The sequence below is a fragment of the Marinobacter sp. SS13-12 genome, from assembly GCF_030227115.1.
Classification (GTDB): domain Bacteria; phylum Pseudomonadota; class Gammaproteobacteria; order Pseudomonadales; family Oleiphilaceae; genus Marinobacter.
The window spans coordinates 201,845-219,401 of sequence record NZ_JASSUA010000003.1 but is presented as its reverse complement, the minus strand read 5'-3'; the positions used below and the strand labels follow the sequence as shown (position 1 = coordinate 219,401).

25 protein-coding genes and 1 pseudogene are annotated in these 17,557 nt (G+C 54.1%); 24 read left to right on the top strand and 2 right to left on the bottom strand.

From position 1 onward, the window contains the following. Window positions 1-4 precede the first annotated feature (4 nt). From QPL94_RS16950 to QPL94_RS16910, 10 genes are all read left to right on the top strand, one after another. The gene (locus QPL94_RS16950; protein WP_285358990.1) at window positions 5-700 is read left to right on the top strand and encodes a TSCPD domain-containing protein; all 696 of its coding nucleotides are present in this window, start codon (window positions 5-7) and stop codon (window positions 698-700) included. Window positions 701-742: 42 nt separating this feature from the next. Next, complete coding sequence (locus QPL94_RS16945; RefSeq protein ID WP_285358989.1) at window positions 743-985, top strand: hypothetical protein; 243 nt, start codon at window positions 743-745, stop codon at window positions 983-985. 10 nt (window positions 986-995) lie between these two features. Next, entirely contained in the window at window positions 996-2,189 is a 1,194-nt protein-coding gene (locus QPL94_RS16940; protein WP_285358988.1) for a DUF4062 domain-containing protein, read from the top strand. A gap of 77 nt (window positions 2,190-2,266) precedes the next feature. Further along, window positions 2,267-2,896 (top strand): hypothetical protein, encoded by a 630-nt coding sequence (locus QPL94_RS16935; protein WP_285358987.1) that lies wholly within the window; start codon window positions 2,267-2,269, stop codon window positions 2,894-2,896. Between the two features lie 74 nt (window positions 2,897-2,970). Continuing rightward, window positions 2,971-3,390, top strand: coding sequence for a GFA family protein (locus tag QPL94_RS21425; protein ID WP_350310646.1), 420 nt, complete (start codon window positions 2,971-2,973; stop codon window positions 3,388-3,390). 84 nt (window positions 3,391-3,474) lie between these two features. Then, window positions 3,475-3,912, top strand: coding sequence for a hypothetical protein (locus tag QPL94_RS16930; protein ID WP_285358986.1), 438 nt, complete (start codon window positions 3,475-3,477; stop codon window positions 3,910-3,912). 92 nt (window positions 3,913-4,004) lie between these two features. Beyond that, the gene (locus QPL94_RS16925; RefSeq protein ID WP_350310645.1) at window positions 4,005-4,271 is read left to right on the top strand and encodes a DUF3303 domain-containing protein; all 267 of its coding nucleotides are present in this window, start codon (window positions 4,005-4,007) and stop codon (window positions 4,269-4,271) included. A gap of 212 nt (window positions 4,272-4,483) precedes the next feature. Beyond that, entirely contained in the window at window positions 4,484-5,023 is a 540-nt protein-coding gene (locus QPL94_RS16920) for a CPBP family glutamic-type intramembrane protease (RefSeq protein ID WP_285358985.1), read from the top strand. A 55-nt stretch (window positions 5,024-5,078) separates the two neighbouring features. Further along, a complete protein-coding gene (gene gst / locus QPL94_RS16915; protein WP_285358984.1) occupies window positions 5,079-5,777 on the top strand; it encodes a glutathione transferase, Atu5508 family in 699 nt (232 codons plus the stop codon). After that, entirely contained in the window at window positions 5,774-6,076 is a 303-nt protein-coding gene (locus tag QPL94_RS16910) for a monooxygenase (protein WP_285358983.1), read from the top strand. Before gst ends, QPL94_RS16910 begins: the two co-directional genes overlap by 4 nt. A gap of 12 nt (window positions 6,077-6,088) precedes the next feature. On the opposite strand, the gene QPL94_RS16905 is transcribed toward QPL94_RS16910, so the two are convergent. Further along, complete coding sequence (locus QPL94_RS16905) at window positions 6,089-6,409, bottom strand: thioredoxin family protein (protein WP_285358981.1); 321 nt, start codon at window positions 6,407-6,409, stop codon at window positions 6,089-6,091. A gap of 109 nt (window positions 6,410-6,518) precedes the next feature. On the opposite strand from QPL94_RS16905, the gene QPL94_RS16900 reads away from it, so the two are divergent. The 4 genes from QPL94_RS16900 (at window position 6,519) to QPL94_RS16885 (ending at window position 9,246) form a co-directional block, all read left to right on the top strand. Then, window positions 6,519-6,785, top strand: coding sequence for a DksA/TraR family C4-type zinc finger protein (locus tag QPL94_RS16900; protein WP_285358980.1), 267 nt, complete (start codon window positions 6,519-6,521; stop codon window positions 6,783-6,785). Between the two features lie 141 nt (window positions 6,786-6,926). Next, window positions 6,927-7,406, top strand: a complete 480-nt coding sequence (locus QPL94_RS16895) for an acyl-CoA thioesterase (RefSeq protein WP_285358978.1) — start codon at window positions 6,927-6,929, stop codon at window positions 7,404-7,406. 74 nt (window positions 7,407-7,480) lie between these two features. Further along, window positions 7,481-8,551 carry an alpha/beta fold hydrolase gene (locus QPL94_RS16890; RefSeq protein ID WP_285358976.1) on the top strand — a complete coding sequence of 357 codons (1,071 nt, stop codon included), beginning with the start codon at window positions 7,481-7,483 and terminating at the stop codon, window positions 8,549-8,551. 149 nt (window positions 8,552-8,700) lie between these two features. Next, on the top strand, window positions 8,701-9,246 hold the full coding sequence (locus QPL94_RS16885) for an OsmC family protein (RefSeq protein ID WP_285358975.1): 546 nt from the start codon (window positions 8,701-8,703) through the stop codon (window positions 9,244-9,246). Between the two features lie 200 nt (window positions 9,247-9,446). On the opposite strand, the pseudogene QPL94_RS21420 reads toward QPL94_RS16885, so the two are convergent. After that, window positions 9,447-9,879, bottom strand: a pseudogene (locus tag QPL94_RS21420) (GFA family protein). A 158-nt stretch (window positions 9,880-10,037) separates the two neighbouring features. On the opposite strand from QPL94_RS21420, the gene QPL94_RS16875 reads away from it, so the two are divergent. From QPL94_RS16875 to QPL94_RS16830, 10 genes are all read left to right on the top strand, one after another. Continuing rightward, window positions 10,038-11,057, top strand: a complete 1,020-nt coding sequence (locus QPL94_RS16875; RefSeq protein WP_285358972.1) for a GlxA family transcriptional regulator — start codon at window positions 10,038-10,040, stop codon at window positions 11,055-11,057. Between the two features lie 118 nt (window positions 11,058-11,175). Next, window positions 11,176-11,673, top strand: a complete 498-nt coding sequence (locus tag QPL94_RS16870) for a nucleoside deaminase (RefSeq protein ID WP_285358971.1) — start codon at window positions 11,176-11,178, stop codon at window positions 11,671-11,673. Between the two features lie 131 nt (window positions 11,674-11,804). Then, the gene (locus QPL94_RS16865) at window positions 11,805-12,356 is read left to right on the top strand and encodes a glycine zipper domain-containing protein (RefSeq protein ID WP_285358969.1); all 552 of its coding nucleotides are present in this window, start codon (window positions 11,805-11,807) and stop codon (window positions 12,354-12,356) included. A 167-nt stretch (window positions 12,357-12,523) separates the two neighbouring features. Further along, a complete protein-coding gene (locus QPL94_RS16860; RefSeq protein WP_285358967.1) occupies window positions 12,524-13,738 on the top strand; it encodes a serine hydrolase domain-containing protein in 1,215 nt (404 codons plus the stop codon). 115 nt (window positions 13,739-13,853) lie between these two features. Beyond that, a complete protein-coding gene (locus QPL94_RS16855; RefSeq protein ID WP_285358966.1) occupies window positions 13,854-14,708 on the top strand; it encodes a sensor domain-containing diguanylate cyclase in 855 nt (284 codons plus the stop codon). A 236-nt stretch (window positions 14,709-14,944) separates the two neighbouring features. Then, complete coding sequence (locus QPL94_RS16850; protein WP_285358964.1) at window positions 14,945-15,757, top strand: PEP-CTERM/exosortase system-associated acyltransferase; 813 nt, start codon at window positions 14,945-14,947, stop codon at window positions 15,755-15,757. Window positions 15,758-15,989: 232 nt separating this feature from the next. After that, a complete protein-coding gene (locus tag QPL94_RS16845; protein ID WP_285358962.1) occupies window positions 15,990-16,244 on the top strand; it encodes a hypothetical protein in 255 nt (84 codons plus the stop codon). Beyond that, window positions 16,241-16,522 (top strand): hypothetical protein, encoded by a 282-nt coding sequence (locus QPL94_RS16840; protein ID WP_285358960.1) that lies wholly within the window; start codon window positions 16,241-16,243, stop codon window positions 16,520-16,522. Before QPL94_RS16845 ends, QPL94_RS16840 begins: the two co-directional genes overlap by 4 nt. A 41-nt stretch (window positions 16,523-16,563) precedes the next feature. Continuing rightward, a complete protein-coding gene (locus tag QPL94_RS16835) occupies window positions 16,564-17,019 on the top strand; it encodes a methyltransferase family protein (protein WP_285358959.1) in 456 nt (151 codons plus the stop codon). 324 nt (window positions 17,020-17,343) lie between these two features. Further along, window positions 17,344-17,556: a hypothetical protein gene (locus QPL94_RS16830; RefSeq protein WP_285358957.1), complete on the top strand. Its 213-nt coding sequence runs from the start codon at window positions 17,344-17,346 to the stop codon at window positions 17,554-17,556. Window position 17,557: the final 1 nt, after the last annotated feature.

Here is a 17,557-nt window from a genome sequence, read left to right as displayed (position 1 = left end):
GACCATGACAGTTAAAATTACCAACAAAATCGTCGGCTACCGCGTCAAGAAAGCCGACCCAGTAGCCAGCGAGCACCAGCCACCGGTGCAGGCGGAAACCAAGCCCGTTCAGATGAACGAATACATCGAACGGCCGGACTTCCTGCTGGGCACCACCTACAAGATCAAGCCGCCGATCGCCGAGCATGCGATGTACATCACCATCAACGACATCCTGCTCAACGAAGGCACCGACCACGAAAGCCGGCAGCCGTACGAAGTGTTCATCAACTCCAAGTCGATGGAACACTTCCAGTGGGTCATCGCCCTCACCCGCGTTATCTCTGCGGTATTCCGCAAGGGTGGCGACGTCACCTTCCTGGTGGAAGAGCTGCGCAGCGTGTACGACCCCAACGGCGGCTACTTCAAGAAAGGCGGCGTATTCATGCCGTCCCTGGTGGCTGAAATCGGCGCCGTGATCGAGAAGCACCTGAAGGCCATCGGCCTGCTGGAAAGCGAGGAAATGAGCGAAACCACCAAGCGCATCCTCGCCGAAAAGCGCGCCGAGTTCGAAGCCAGCCACAGCACGGCCACGAACGACGACAAAGCCAGCGACTTCCCGCCCAATGCCACCATGTGTGGCAAGTGCAGCACCAAGGCGGTGATCGTGATGGATGGGTGTGCAACCTGCCTGTCTTGCGGCGATAGTAAGTGCGGTTGAGGTGATTGACTGCGATGAGTGATGAGGAGGCCTGGAGTGTAAATGCTTCGGGCCTTTTTGTTTGGGGCGGTGGAATCATTTGACCGTTTCACGATGGGCGTAAATGCGACAGCTTCGTTATTACAGAAGGTTTTCAATAATGCCTGGCAAGAGAAGGCTATAGATGACTTTTTACATATTTATTTATCTTTATCAGCATTTGAGGAGTTGAGCGTCAGTTGCGGTAACGTTGCGGTCGCGTTTTGCGTGGCGATGCTACCACTGCCTAATCACTGTTATATTTGAAGGGTACATCATGCCAAGAAACGAAACTGTCATAAATGTATTTGTTGCATCTCCTTCAGATGTTTCAGAAGAAAGGAAGGCCCTCGAATCGGTCGTACATGAGCTTAATAAAACTTGGAGTAAGAATCTTAATCTACGCTTAGATTTAATTAAGTGGGAAACTGATGTACACCCAGGTATTGGCGCATATTCTCAAGATGTCATTAACGAGCAAATTAATGACGAATACGATGTATTCATAGCTATGTTTTGGGGGAGGGTTGGTAGCCCAACGCATAAGGCTAAATCTGGAACTCTTGAAGAATTTAATAGAGCCTATCGAAAGTATGCTTCCGACAAAAACTCAGTCGACATTATGGTATATTTCAAAGATCAGCCATTACCACCATCAAAAATCGACTATGAGCAACTCAAAAATATACAAGAGCTAAAAATTGAACTCGGAGAAAAAGGTAGTTTATACTGGATATTCGAAAATACAGAGGATTTCGAATCTCTTCTAAGAACCCACCTTAGCAAGGTGGCACAAAAATGGTCATCAAAATACAGCTCAGTGAATCATGGGAGTTCAAAAACTCTTGAGATTGCGAAAATAGAAGAAACAGAATCTCTTGATGATATTGATGAATATGGGCTTCTGGATTTCACTGAGATATATGAAGATCGTATGTTTGATATGACTTCAGCATTAGCTGCTATGGCAGAAGCGACTGAAAAGATAGGTCATCAGTTTAATCGAAGGACAGAAGAAATCAACGCATTAAAAGAGGCTGGTGAGCATAGCGACCCTAAAAAGGCGAGAAGGGTAATTAAGCTATCTAGTGATGATATGGAACGTTACTCTGAAATAATGGAGTTGCAAATTAGGCTAACAGCCAGATCGAGAGAAGAGGCATTCGATGCCTTGAGTAAGGCACTCTCTGTTTACGTGGACTTTAAAGGCGAAGAAAATTCAACCGACCTTAATGATCTCGAAGACAGCCTTATATTCATGAGGGATGCGGCTTGTGGAACCATCGAAGGAGTTTCAGGATTTCGTGAAACAGTTGCAAATCTTCCGCGGCTAACTATTCAGCTAAATAAAGCAAAACGAAGAGCGGTTAAAGTACTTGACACTGTCTTGGAAGAAGTGGATACCACAGTTTCTTCATCGAACGATGTGTTGAAAATAATTAACGAGCTAAAAAATGAGCAAAGAATATAACACGATACTCCAGCCGACGTCAGGCCGCGGTGCGGCCTTCCTCGGCTGGGTTTGGCGTTAACCATGGAGGAGAATACTTGGATCTAATTGCAGTTGGAAAAACCATTTTGATTTTGATTACCGCGATTGCAGGTTTTCTGGTAGGGCAGGCAAATGGTTTTTTTGCCAGACGGAACGAAAAAAGAAAGGCATACAGTCGAGCACTAGCCGAGTTATTGGAAATCCGGCATCGCTTTAAAGGGGCGCTATATATGCTTCGACGTCTTGGAAGCGATGTAAACGTACCCCGAGAACATCTTGATGAAATAATTCAGGGTCTACCAGCAGGCTTGCTCTGGGATTCAAACGTCTCTGCTCGCTACACTGATGCCATAACCACTCTATCGGCCTATGCTCCGCTTTCTGCTTATGTTTTGAGGTCGAAGGATATCGTCGGCCTCTTTGTGAACGGTAGTCCGGTAACTTTTGGCCCGGATGAGACAGCGCACACCTTCGCAATTAAGAATCTAGAAATCATGGAGAAGTCGGTCGTTCCAACTTTAGATGAATCCATCGAAGCCGTCTCCCAATCATTAGGCAGGAAGACAAAGAAATTGACTAAAGACATACTCGATGGAACTCAAGAGGTGCTTCCTGAGGTGAAAAGCAGCACTGATGAGTTAATCGCAAACGTGAACGCTACAATTGCAGCGTGGGCTAACCAGTGAATCAAGCCGACCGTTTTTCGCTGTCGCTAAAAGCTGCATAGTATTCAAGGTGTTAAGTGTCTAAGGATTGATCGATGAAAGGTGAATGTCTCTGCGGAAACGTGAAGTTCGAAATTGAAGAGGAGATTCGAAACCTCTATCAATGTCACTGTTCGTTGTGCCGTAAAGCCACTGGAACTGCAGCCAATGCTGCTACCTTTGTGCAGGCTACCGCCTTTCGTTGGGTGTCAGGTGAAAGTGACATCAGATCCTACAAAAAGCCCAGCGGTTTCCGAAGCGATTTTTGTTCAGTGTGCGGGAGTCCAGTTCCCAATAGCCTGAGAGACAGCGGGATGGTTTGGATTCCTGCCGGTTTGCTTGATGAACCTGTCACATCACGGGTTTCTGTTCAGCTCCATACAAAGTCCGCTGCCCCTTGGGAGCATGAGTCTGTCGAGTGTGTTCGACTGGATGGTGGGCCTGATAGCCTGGAATCACTTCACAAATTGTTGTAGTTCGTTCCGGCCTGCGGCCTCAACCGGCCGCCCCTGTCGGGCCTCCACCTATTTCAGCGTTAATTTGAAGGAGATTGTCAGTACATGGAAGTAAGCTCTCAAGAACGCATCATTGCTGGCACTGTGCCATTGGTCAGCTTGATCATTTTCTACACCTATTTCTGGCTGTACGTGCCTTTGGTGATCCTTTTCCTGCTATTGGCTCGCCGTTTCGATTTCACCCATAGCAAGATGACTCTCCTGAAGGTCATGGATCTTTGGTTATCAACATTTATTTACGTCATGCTTCTGGCAGCACTAGCTGTAGGGATTCGTATTGCGGTTCGTGACGCAGGTACAAACATCCCTTACCTTTCAGACGATGGCCTCAAAAATATTCTCATGCTGGTCGGTATGGGTTTGAGCATCCTTGCAACCGTTTCCCTGTCAGTCGCGGGGTTTCGTGGGCGCAACCTAAAAATTCCGGGTTTGATTCGGCCCTTTGAGTATTGGAGCGGGCGCCGTGGTGCACCTGCAAATTAACCAGTCAATCAAGAACGTTCTGGTCTGCGGCCTCTACCGGTCGCCTGTGTCGGGCCGCTGCCTATTTTTGCGTTAAGCACTGAAATAGACTCATGACAATGAAACAATACATGGTAATCGAGCACTTCAAGCCCAACTGCATGGAGGCAGTTTACGAGAGGTTTAGTTTTAAAGGTCGCATGCTGCCGCCGGGGCTTCTGTTCGTGAACTCATGGGTAAACACGGAGCTCGGCATTTGCTATCAGCTTATGGAAACCGATAACTCTCAATTGTTTAGCGTCTGGACTAACCACTGGAACGACCTCATTGAATTTGACATTGTGCCTGTGGATGGCTCATCTCAGAGTCAAAAATGCTGAACAAATAGTTGTAGTACGTTCCGGGCGCCCATTTCGCTAAGCTGCATGGGGGCTGAATATTGGCTAGCAGGTACAGCAGAGCTCTAGGAAAGCTAAAGACTTCGACACGAAATTTGAGGAAGGTCGGGAAGACATTGTTGATGACCTGGACCTGTCCTCTGCTTGCCCTGTTAATTAGATTTATTTAAGCGATTTTGTAAATTCGCAACTCTATGATTTCAGCAACGCTTGGAAGGTACCTCAGTAACAACCTGGGCCAGAGTTTTCTGGCCTCCCCTTTCCAGGCCCCGCTGAAGGCCTCGGCACTGGTGCCAGTGTTCGCAATCATAGCGGTGGCTGTCGGTTTCGCCGCCGGTTTATTTCAATTCGGGTGGCTGGATTCGTCGCTCACGCCCGTGCTACCCATCCTATTGTTTGTGTTCCCGTCGCTGCTCGAAGAGGCCTTCTTCAGGGGCGTACTCATACCGCGAAACATATTGGCGTCGGGGCACGTAAAGGCTGCCTGGAGTGTGGCAATCAGCACGCTGGTATTCGTGGTGTGGCATCCGTTCAATGCGCTGGCGTTTAACCCCACGGCCATTTCTCTGTTCCTGAATCCGTGGTTTCTGGTTATCGTAGGCGCTATGGGTGTCACCTGCGGCTATGCTTATGTGCTTTCCCAGTCTATCTGGGTTCCGGTGATCATTCACTGGGCTGCGGTGACGATTTGGGTACTCTTTCTTGGTGGCAGAAATCTTGTGCTGGAGTTGTAACGCTAAACTCCAGACAGCAGTTCCCCCATTTACTTACCATTACGGGAGGACGACTATGCCGGACTACGAACTCTATTACTGGGACCTGCCCTTTCGCGGCAATTTTATCCAGCTTTTGCTGGAGGAGGTTCGGGCGGATTATCGGAAACTGGATGCCAGCGAGGTCTATCCTGACAGCAACCTAACCCTCCTTTACCCCGGGATGGCACCACCGTATCTTTACGACTGCAGGGCCCAGCTCTGGTTCGCCCAGATGCCGGCAATTCTCATGCATCTGGCGAAGACGTATCATCTTCTTCCCGACGAAGCTGAGCAACACACCCTGGCCCTGAAAGTAATTCTGGACTGCAACGATGTTCTCATGGAAATCACCAACCACAATGGCATGGTGATGTGGGAGGAGGACACATGGAAGGAGTTCCGGGCCCATCGTCTGGCCGACTGGATGACCATCTTTGAAAAGACAGGTCAGGCGCATTCCCTCAAGCCGGACACGGGCTATCTACTGGGCACCAGGCTCACGGTGGCCGATATTGCGACTGCTGCACTGTTCGGCTCCCTGGTTCACAGCTTTCCGGAACTTGCCAGGGATTTGGAACACCACGCCCCCAGGGTGGCGAACCTCTGCCAACGTATGGAAAGCCGCCCCTCTATAGGTGCTTTTCTGGACAATCAGCGGCGGGAAGTGGGTAACGCCTACTGTGGTGGTCAGATTGAGCAGTCTTTGCGCGAGATAATGGGAGAAAGATCGTGAAATTGTTACAAGTGGATTTCGATTTTACTGGCCCATTTGGCGAGGAATTGGCAGAAAAGCTGGCAGGCTTGGCTGAGTCAATTAACAATGAGCCCGGTTTCATTTGGAAAATCTGGACCGAAAGTCGAAAAGATCAACTCGCTGGAGGCATTTACCTGTTTGAAGATGAGGAAAGCGCTAATGCTTACTTAAAAATGCATTCAGCTCGCTTGAAAGAGTTGGGAATCAATGAGGTTCGAGGACAGATCTTCGATGTGAATATACCTTTATCCACTATCAATAAAGGCCCTATCGACTAGTCGTCAGCGATCTTAGATCTGCGCCAGTGCGGTTTCGATATCCTCGCGATGGTCAGGGCGCACAAGGCGGGTGATTTCCTGCCCATCCTTCAGGAAGATCAGTGTCGGCCACAACTTCACACCAAAGGTCCGGCCCAGCCGGCGCCCTTTTCCATCCTCTATCTTCACGTGCTCAACCCCGGGATAGCTTTCCATAGCAGCCTTTATGTCTGGCTGCGCTGCCTTGCAGATGCCACACCAGTTGGTGCCAAACTCTAACAACAAGGGGCCCGGGCTATGGGCTACCTCCTCCGGCGTTATGGATTCAGGTGTATATTGGTTGTCAGACGGCATGATGTTTCCTCGTTAAGTCGCAGGGAACGTTTGAGCATCAGGACCCAAATGATACCTTGTTATGAAATCAGGCATCCAGACATGGGTTCGTCAAATATCGGAGGGCGCTATGGCAGGTGGATGGTCACGTGATGGTGCGGTTCAGGATCAGATTGACGCAAGCGTTGAGGATGAGGTTCAGCGAGCCCGCAGCCAGCTGACCCGGGGCGAGAGCGCCACGGAATGCGAGGAGTGTGACCGCCCTATTCCGGAGGCCCGCCGCAAAGCGATTCCGGGCGTCCGGCTTTGCGTCGAATGCCAGTCCGCTCTGGAAAAACAGAAAACCCAGTCAGGCGGCATCAATCGCCGTGGCAGCAAAGACAGCCAACTGCGTTAGCCGGAAACGCTGGTGCCCTGGTGCCGTTACGCACCCAGTCAGCGGATGTGGATCTGGTGACTTTCTAGGCCGGTTAAAAAGTACTGCCACCTGCCAGCTCCCCGGCGCCTATACTGGATAGCAAACCACCAGAGAAGCGCCATGCAAAACAATTCAACAAGCCTGAGCATGACCGTCCTGATGACGCCGGACAAAGCCAATTTCTCCGGCAATGTGCACGGCGGCACCCTGCTGAAGTATCTGGATGAGGTCGCCTATGCCTGCGCCAGCCGTTACGCGGGGACGTATGTCGTTACCCTGTCCGTCGACCAGGTGATGTTCCTCCAACCCATCCACGTGGGCGAGCTGGTCACCTTTCTTGCCAGTGTGAACTACACCGGCCGTACCTCAATGGAGATCGGCATCAAAGTGGTCACCGAAAACATTCGCGACAAGTTGGTTCGCCATAGCAACAGCTGCTTTTTTTCCATGGTGGCGGTTGATGACAACGGCAAAGCCGTCGCCGTGCCCCAGCTGGTTCCACGTACCGAAGATCAGATCCGGCGATTTGCCAACGGGAAGGAACGCCGCGCCATTCGTGCCGAACTGGAGGAACGCTACAGGGCGCTGCATAAAAAATGAGATAGGACAGCTGGATACCACTGAAGCAGGGCCAGGCAGCTATACTGCCTGGTATACACGATTGGGCTACTGGTATGAGACAGCGGATCGGTTTCTGTACCACAGAGGATGATGTGCGCATCGCCTACGCTACCTCCGGCCGTGGACGGCCGTTGCTGCGTGTCGGCGGTTGGATGACCCACATCGAACATGATCTTGAAAGCCCGGTTTGGCGCCACTGGCTGCAGGAGTTGACGCGCAATCACACGCTGGCGCGTTTTGACATTCGCGGCTCGGGTCTGTCCGACAGACACGTGAATGGGCAAACCCTGGAAGCCTGGGTTCGCGACGTGGAGGCGGTGGTCGACAGCCTCGGCTGGCGGCAATTCCCGATGCTCGGTGTGTGCCAGGGCGCCGCCATCGCGGTGCTTTATGCGGTACGGCACCCGGAAAAGGTCACGCACCTGGTGCTTTACAATCCCTATGCGCACGGCGCCTTTACCGAAGGTATGGCGGGCTATCGCGTGGAAGAGGCCGAAACTCTGGCGCGCATGATCGAAGTCGGCTGGGCCCGGAGAACCGGCGCCTTTCGGGAGGTGTTCGCCCGCCTGCTTTCTCCCTCTGATGCGGCGGATCAGATCAGCTGGTGGGACGAACTGCAGCGTCTGACGGCCGATCCGTCCATGGCGGCGCGGCTGTGGCGCGGATTTCACGAGATCGATATACGCGAACTGCTCCCACAGGTGCATTGTCCGACCCTGGTGGCACACGTCAAGGGCGACTCCATGGTGCCATTTGAGGCCGGGCGCGACCTGGCCGGGCGGATTCCCCATTGCCGGTTTCTACCGCTGGAGGGCCGGAACCATATTCTCCAACCCCGGGACCCGGGGTGGCGGATTTTCATCGAGGAGCTGCGCCGGTTCCTTGCCGATGAACCCGGTGAAGACGTGACATCTGTCGCGGGCTTTCATGATCTGACCCGCCGCGAGCGGGTTGTGCTGGACCATGTCGCACGGGGGCGGTCGAATGCGGCCATTGCCGGCGCGCTGTCGCTGGCACCGAAAACCGTACGCAACCACGTCAGCAATATCTGCGGTAAATTGGCCGTTTCATCTCGCCCCGAACTGGTAATTGAAGCCCGGAACGCCGGCTTCGGCTTAGAGTGATCTCCGGAAAATCCGTCAGCTTGTTCCCCGGGACTATCGTCCCGTTTTTCGCGATTTCGTTCAGGCCAACCGGGACAGTCACCTCATGAATACGACGCCTCCCCTGCCTATGCTGATCCTGTAGCCAAGTCAGCAGAGGAGCAGCAGCTATGTTCGTAGCGAATGAATCATCCATCGTAGAACGCCAGCAGTCCCTGGGACGGCATTACCGAGAGGCACCAGGGGATGCCTGGATTACCGACCACGCCCGGGCGCTGCCCGATAGCCACAATGACGCGATTCACGGTGTGGTGGAACCCGCCAACAACGATGGCGGGTTCCAGCCTTACGGAATCCACCGCGCAGTGGGCGGCGACCACGACGCCCCCAATCCGGGCGACCTTCTGTGCTCGGCCCTCGCCGCTTGCCTGCACTCAACACTTCGTCTGGTTGCCGAACGGCTCGAGATAACCCTCATCGACAGCGAAGTCACAGCGACTGCCAGTGCCGATGTTCGGGGTGCACTCATGGTGGATATGACGGTTCCCGTTGGCTTTCAGCGCATGCACTGCGATGTGCGGCTGGAAGTTCCCGCGGAAACCGACCAGAAAACGATGAAAGCACTGATGGTCGGTGCAGAGGGCTGTTGCGTGGTGTTCCAAACCCTCAAAGGCGGCACCAAGGTGACAACCGACTGGCGAATCGACCAGTTGTAGCGCTCGACGGCCCGTGAGTCTGTTCTCAATACCAGCAAACAGGAGATGTTCTTATGTTCCGTACACTGAGCAAATCTGCCACCATCGCCGCCCTCGCGGCCCTGGTTCTGACTGACTCCGCCATGGCGGGCGAACCGAAGCCCATCGCGGCGGAGCCCTTAACCTGGCGGCTTCACCGTGAGCTTGTCTTTGGCCCGGGCTTACTCTTCCATTGTGAGTCCAGATCCACCAATGTCTTCCGGGGTATCCCGGAACTTTGGCAACCCGTCGTGCACCCTCAGCACTTTTTCTTGATAGTACACATGAACACCGGGCGTAAACGGCAATTCTGGCAGGATCGCCGCGTACACGTCGGTCAGGCCAAGTTCCGGATGCTCCGTAAGAATATGCCCACCGCAGCTCTTGCACCATTTGCGATAGCTTTTCGGTGTCTTGTGATACGAAACAATGTTATCCATGCCCCCCTGTGACCTGGACTGCGTCCGGCTTCCACAGAGTAAAGGCGTTTACGGGCCCCGCGGACCAATGCCTGCATGAGTCACAATGACAATAACCCATAGCCTCGGGCTCGCCGCTGACAGTCAATTCAACCGCACCGCAGAAACAGCTTCCTTTGTAGGTCCTCGTGCTCATGATCTGCACCTCCTGGCCTTTGGAAATTGCGCCCCATTGAGGATCCGCTCTTGGATCCAACATCAAACGAATTGGGTAAAGTATTTGCTATTCGCACCTTTTCGCGTAGTGGCGGCTGCGCCACAATAAAGGGACATTTCGGACTTCCGGGGTGCAGGATGATTGATGTCACCGTCGTTCTGGTCGAGGGCGGAATGCCGTCGACCGCCGTGGCTCCGGTGGAGGTGTTCAGCACAGCCGGCGTGCTTTGGAACTCCATGCGAGGCCTGCCGGTCGAACCGCGTTTCAGGGTGCGCACCGTTTCCCAGGATGGCAAAAAGGTGTCCACCGCCGTGAACCTGAACCTGGAGCCCGGCTGTAGGCTCGACGAGGTGGATTCCACGGATCTTATAATCGTCTCTGCCGTGGGCACAGACCTGGAGTCCGCTTGCCTCGCAAACAAACCACTCTACCCCTGGCTGCGAAAATGGCATGCGAGAGGCATCAGAATCGCTGGCGTTTGTGCCGGCGTTTCGTTGCTCGCCGAAGCCGGCCTCCTGGATGAGCGGCCCGCAACGACTCACTGGGGCGTCGTCAATGCCTGTCGCCGAAGGTACCCGCGGGTTCTCTGGCAGCCGGAACGGTTTCTGACCGAGAGTGACAATCTGCTTTGCAGCGGCGGCGTATACGCCTCTGTGGATCTCAGCCTGTACCTCGTAGAAAAGCTATGCGGCCATAGGGTTGCCATCCAGACTGCGAGGGCCCTGCTTCTGGAAACGCCCCGCGTCTGGCAGGCCGGGTACGCTGCCAATCCCCCGGCAGTGTCTCATGAAGACAGATTGATCCGACGAGCCCAGCAATGGCTGTTCGAACACTACAATGGGCCAGTCCGGATAAGCGATCTGGCAGAGTCCGTGGCCATGAGCCCGCGCAATTTCGCCCGGCGTTTCAAGGTCGCAACCGGAGAAACACCTACCGACTATCTCCACCGCTTACGAATCAATGCCGCGCGGCATTTGCTGGAAAACGAGCAGCAAACAATCCAACAGGTTAGTCGCGCCGTTGGCTACGATGACCTGGCATTTTTTCGGAGGCTGTTCAGACGTTACGTGGGCGCCTCTCCCAAACACTACCGAGAGGATTTCACTATCGGCGCATCCGAAAATGTCGCTATCACCGGGCGCAGCCCCCATCGATGACGTTGCTAGCCATTAAACCGGCCTAACCTGGGAAAGGAACGATTGATTGAAACCAAGAACAGCACTACTTTGTAATGATCGTCCACAAGCAAGACCCAACAGTGAGGAGAGGCCGAACGTGAGCCATTCCCTGACCGACGACACTGACAAAGCCTTTCTCCAGCAAGCCGTTCAACTGGCCATGGAATCGGTCGACGAAGGCGGAGCCCCTTTTGGCGCTTTGGTGGTTCTCAATGGCAAGGTTATTGCCAAGGCTGGTAACCTGGCAAAGCTGGATTGCGACCCTACCGCCCACGCTGAGGTAGCAGCAATACGCATGGCAGGCAAAATGCTGGGGAACGCGCTTATGCCGGAAGCTACCTTGTACGCAAGCTGCGAGCCCTGCCCCATGTGCCTGGCTGCCACTCACTGGGCTCGTATTCCCCGCACTGTGTTTGCCGCACCTCAAGAAACTGCAAATCGTGCCGGCTTTGCCGACGGCAATATTGCAGAGCAGCTCTACGGCCAGACTCACCCCGCCCGGCCCGAACAATTGGGATTGACCCAGATCGAACTCGAGAACTCGGCGGCGCCTTTTCGGGCCTGGCTGATAAAGCATGATCTGCCGCTATATTGATCTCGTAAGTCTCTGGACATCATTGAAGAGGCCACAACTAGCTTCTTTGACAAAGCAAGCTATTTAGCTTTTGCTACCTTTAATGGTGACAGGCTAGTCAATATTTACGCTAGCACAACTGAGGATTGCTTATGGCTTTCATAATTGCTGGTCGTTTAGAAGACCAGGACAAAGCTGAGGAGCTCACTCAAGCGCTCCAGCACGCCGGGATTTCAAAAAGGAAGGTTTCGGTCTTTTTTGTCAATCCTGAAGGACAGCACCAAATTCTGCCTTTCGGCGGCGATGAGAATCACTCTCCCGGCGCGTCAGAAGCAGGCAAAGGCGCGTGGTTCGGCGCCGGCGCGGGTGCGGCGGCGGGAGCTGCCATCGGATCCACCGGCGGGCCGGTCGGTTCGGTTATCGGCGCTGGGGTCGGCGCGTATACCGGATCGTTAACCGGGGCCGTTACCAAAACAGACGATAAGCCGGAATCCGGCGCAGATACCGCCAAAGAAGAAGAGCCGGTGATTGACCGAAAATCCGGGCTGCACGTCGCCGCAGAGCTCAATCGTGAGCAAAAGGATAAGGTAGCGGAGCTGATTCGCGATCACGGAGGCAAGGACGTCGAGGAAGCAGACGGCAAAATTGAGGACAGTCACTGGCTTGACTTCGATCCTACAAAACCCATCAGGCTCGTATCCTGAGAGCCAGAGGCCTTTGACTTCCAGGGGTCTGCGGGAAGCTTCTCTCCGTAATCAGTGCTCTGGTATTCTTTGCGTGTCTGGGTTCCGGTAATCATTCACTGGGCGGCGGTGACGGTTTGGGTGCTTTTTCTTGGTGGCAGAAATCTCGTGCTGGAGTTGTAATCACTATGACGGAATCCAAACCGGTTACCGGCCTTTCGCCAGACCGCCTTCTTCACATTGAAGACCATCTTGACCGTCGCTATATCCAGCCGGGGAAATTGCCCGGCACGCTGACACTGGTGGCCCGGCGTGGGGAAATTGCCTATCTGAAAGCTCAGGGGCTGATGGATGTGGAGCGCGACAAGCCGGTCTGCCGGGATACGGTGTTCCGCATTTATTCCATGACCAAGCCGATTACGTCTATCGCCATGATGCAGCTCTATGAGCAGGGGCGGTTTTTGCTGGATGATCCCGTACACAAGTACATTCCGGCCTGGAAGAACCTGCGGGTTTACAAAAGCGGTGTCTATCCCAACTTCCTGACCGCACCTGCAACCAGCACCATGACCATTCGCGACCTGTTTACCCATATGTCAGGCCTGACCTACGGGTTCATGAACCGCACCAACGTGGACGCCGCCTACCGGGAGCTGAAGCTGGATGGCAGCCGGAATATGACTCTGGAAGCGCTCGTCGGTCACCTGGCAGAACTACCGCTGGAATTCTCCCCGGGTACAGCCTGGAACTATTCAGTCAGCACGGATGTGCTGGGGTACCTGGTGCAGTTGCTGGCTGATAAGCCGTTTGATGAGTATCTGCGCGAGCATATCTTTGAGCCTTTGGCCATGCCGGACACCGGCTTCCATGTTCGTGACGATCAGCTTGACCGTTTCGCCGCCTGCTATCAGTACGATCCTGTCGATCAGATCAAGCTGCAGGACGATCCGCAGACGTCCCCTTTCCGGGACAAAAGGACGTTTCTATCTGGCGGCGGCGGGCTGGTGTCCACCATTGACGATTATTTCCACTTTGCCCAGGCACTCTCTCAGGGCGGCGAGTTTGGCGGGCGGCGGATTATTGGCCGAAAGACTCTGGAATTCATGCGTCGCAATCATCTACCCGGCAACCAGGACCTGCCTGGCCTCTCTGTCGGTGCGTTCAGCGAAACACCTTATGCCGGAAGTGGCTTCGGTCTGGGCTTTTCGGTAAAGACTGACGTCGCCAAATCCCAGATCAACGGATCGGTTGGCGAGTATGGTTGGGGTGGCCTCGCGAGTACCAACTTTTTTATCGATCCTGTGGAGGAGCTGGTGGTGATCTTCATGACGCAACTGATCCCCTCATCGACCTATCCGATCCGTCAGGAATTGCGAGCTATTGTTAATGGGGCGTTGGTTTAGAGGTCCCAACCGGCAAGTGTGCCGAGCGTTATGTTGCAAGAGGCAGTTTTACGACAACCTGTTGGACCGGCTGGACTATACTTGACCTATATGAATCACCAAATCCCCCTGAACTATGCCCGTTGACCTGAACGCGCTTTTCCCCAAGCTGACCAATTTGTTGCTGGACGCTGTCTTCGTGGTCGATCAGGACGACCAGATCGTCTTTGTGAGCGATGCGTGTGAGGGACTGCTCGGGTATCGTGCCGATGAGCTGACGGGCACGCTGATCACCGACTATGTGCATCCAGATGACCTGGGGACCACACGAGCGTCCATTGTTCGAGTTATGGACGGTCAGTCCCACAATGACTTCTGTAACCGTTACATCCACAGAGATGGCACTATTGTATACATCCTCTGGTCTGCCCGTTTATCCGAAGAGGAAGGTGTGCGGATCGGTGTGGCACGGGATGTGACGGCATTGAGGCAGGCAGAGGATAAACTGCGTTTCCTCGCCCATCACGACCCGTTGACAGGGCTTACCAACCGATCGTTGTTCCATGATCGACTCGAATCGGCCATGCGCACAGCCCGTCGTCACCACAGCAGCCTTGCCTTGCTGTTTCTGGATCTCAATGACTTCAAAGACATCAATGATACCCATGGACATGCCATGGGTGATCGAGTGCTCTGCATGATTGCCGGACGGCTGGAAGGCTGCGTTCGAGAGACGGACACGGTGGCCCGGATGGGTGGCGATGAATTCACTGTGCTGTTGACGGACATCCAGTCGGCGGAAGCCGTTTCCAGGAAGGTCGAGGAAATCATCGCTGCCGTAACCGCGCCCCTGGGTGCCGAATTCGGCAATATCAAAACGCCGTCCTGCAGCATCGGCGTGGCCTGTTATCCAGCGGACGGGGAGGACGCCGACACCCTGTTGAACCATGCTGATGACAACATGTACCGGCTGAAACGGCAACGTACGTAATCCTGGCTGACGAGTTACACCGGTTCGAGGCCTTTGAAATGGCCTCCGTTTGGGGCTGGGGCGTGTCATGCGTATCGGGGGAAGTCCACTGACAGAATGGCTTAGCCCACAAACTTCAACTACGCTTTTTACCTGGGTACCCAATAGCCCGCCCCTGGCTGTTCCGGCGGACTTTCAATCGACATGACCTATGCGGGGCAAGAGTTCCCGCAGGGACGGATTGGAGGACTAGCTCAATGCCTGCATACTCTCCATTTCATAACGATGGACAAAATCAAACAGCCTCCGGGAAAACCGAGAACCTCAGCGATATCTTCAAGTCCTTTTTCGAGATTGAGGTCGCCACCACCGAGGAAATGGTCAATAAAGTCTTTGAAGTCCGGTTCCAGGTCTACTGTATCGACAGAGCCTTTGAAGACCCGATGCAATTTCCCGACAAAAGGGAGCATGATGCTTACGATCTGCGCTCGGCTCATGCCTTGATCCGGCATCGGAGAAGCGGAGACAGCGTCGCGGTTGTTCGACTTGTTCTGGCGGGCGATAACCCGGAGCAGTCAGACTTCCCAATGGAAGGGCCCTGTATCCACAGAATGAGCCAGCAAGCCCAGGAAACGATGGCGGCGACTCCCCGGCAACACATGGCCGAGATTTCCAGAATGGCGGTAAGTCGGGAATTTCGTCGGCGCCTCAACGAACAGGAATCACCCACTGGTGTTACTGATCAGACTTCCTACGCCGATGCCGAGGGCGGCAGGCGCGCCATGCCCTATATCAGCCTGGGCCTGTTCGCCGCTATCCTGCGGATGTCAGTCAAACACAATGTCACACACTGGATGGCGGTAATGGAGCCGGCTCAATTGCGTCTGTTAAAGCGGTTTGGTGTGGAGTTTGATCACGTCGGGCCCGTAATGGAGTATCACGGCCTCCGCCGGCCCGCCTTCACCGAAGCGGAATCCCTGATCAATGGGATCCTCCGGCGCCGCCCGGATGTCTGGAAGTTGATTACCGAATCAGGTCGTTATTTGCCCCCCAAACCCGTCAATCGGTGAACGACTGCCAAGCCAGATACGCAATCCTATGAAGTCACAGCTCTAACACTTGGAGATCTCACGGGTTTTACGTCGAAGTACACAACCGAAGCACCCCAGCTGCAGGAAGTTCAACAGACCCGGGGCCCTCTGGTGCTGGAGTTCGGCACCTCCTGGCGCGGCCACTGCCGCGCTGCCCGTGGATCTGATCAGTTACGAAGCCGACTCGTAAGGTTTTTTTGCGGAGACAAACATGGATTTCAATTGGGGCCTTATTGGGCCAGGACGGATCGCAGAGAAGTTCGCCGGGGCAATAAAAGCCGAAGGGGTCGGCAAGCACCTGTTGGTAGAAAAGCCTCTCACCGTCGCCACGTCTCAGTGGTTCATGCAGGCTGATCCCGATGACATCGTTTCCCAGGTTCATATCGTACCAACCGGGGTTGATGAAACCCTTGGCAACCAGCGGATTATGGATCAGGTACGTCAGGATGCAGGGTTGGTCCAATGAAGCGCATTCTCATCGTACTTTTCGGCTTAGGTCTTGCCGGTTGCGTATCGCAGCAACCTGCCGTCAATCTGAATAATCCGGATTCTGCCATCGTTGGTGAAAAGCCCGAGGGTTATCCAAGAACCTACATCAAGCAGCTCCCCGATTTGCCCGGCTTTTGTATTGAGGTGACGGAAGACTGGAGAGAAAACCTGCATCAGGGCGAGACAATCTGGCGGAAGGAAAAAACGATAAAGAGTGTGAACTGCCCCGGGAAGAGCTGGTGGCAACAGAGGTGAATCTGATCCGTTACCAATCCAATTCATAGGCCTATCGTTCCATGCTTGAAAAACGCATCCCTCCCCTGCTCCTGGTGCTTATTGTCGGTGCCGCCATGTGGTGCATTTCTACCGCGACTTTACCTGTACCGCTGGAAGACACCTTCCGCAGGGTTGCCGCTGGTGTGCTGTTTGTTGTTGGCACACTGTTCCCCGTGGCTGGCGTGGTTGCCTTCCGGCGCGCCAAAACCACGGTAGACCCTCGCACGCCCGAGGCCAGTTCAGCTTTGGTCAGCTCCGGTATTTACCGGTATTCCCGCAACCCGATGTATGTGGGATTTGCGTTCTGGTTGTTGGCCTGGGCTGTGTTTTTGGGGTCTGGCTGGGGGTTACTGGGAGTGGTGTTTTTTGTGCTGTATATGAATCACTTCCAGATTGCCCCTGAGGAGCGGGCCCTGCGGGCATTGTTCGGTGATGAATTCCGGGCCTATGAGCAACGGGTTCGCCGCTGGCTTTGAACGCCGGTCTCCCATTCGGGGTCCACAAGGCTGCTAGTCGCCACCGCTCACTTACATATTTTTACACTTGGTGCGCTAGCGAACAGACCGGCCAAAGCCAAGGGCATATGATGGATACAGATGAGGCGATGGATCAGCCGGGACAGGACGTCACATCATGCGCCGCAGGGATGAGGCGCAATCTTAACTCAGGAATGAGGCCCCTAACGGCCTCTTTGGCAATATGGCTATGGACCCGCAGTGCCCTTTTGCACCGGCCTCGCTCCCAGCGCAGGCCGTTTTTCTCATCATAAACCGGGACACATTCAGTGCCTGGTATGTGTAATGAATTTCTCATTCCCCCGTTCACCATACACCCTTGCCCTGCTGGTTATTCTCGGATTTGCCGGGTTTCTTCTGGCCGGCGCTCAAATCCTGGTGAATACTATCGAGATAACCACCCCGGAAAGCAATGTAAGCCCTCAGCCTATGCCTGAATTCTCATCACTTCGGGGTGAATACGTCCGGGGCCAGAGTTACCAGACGCCTCCTTTCTGAC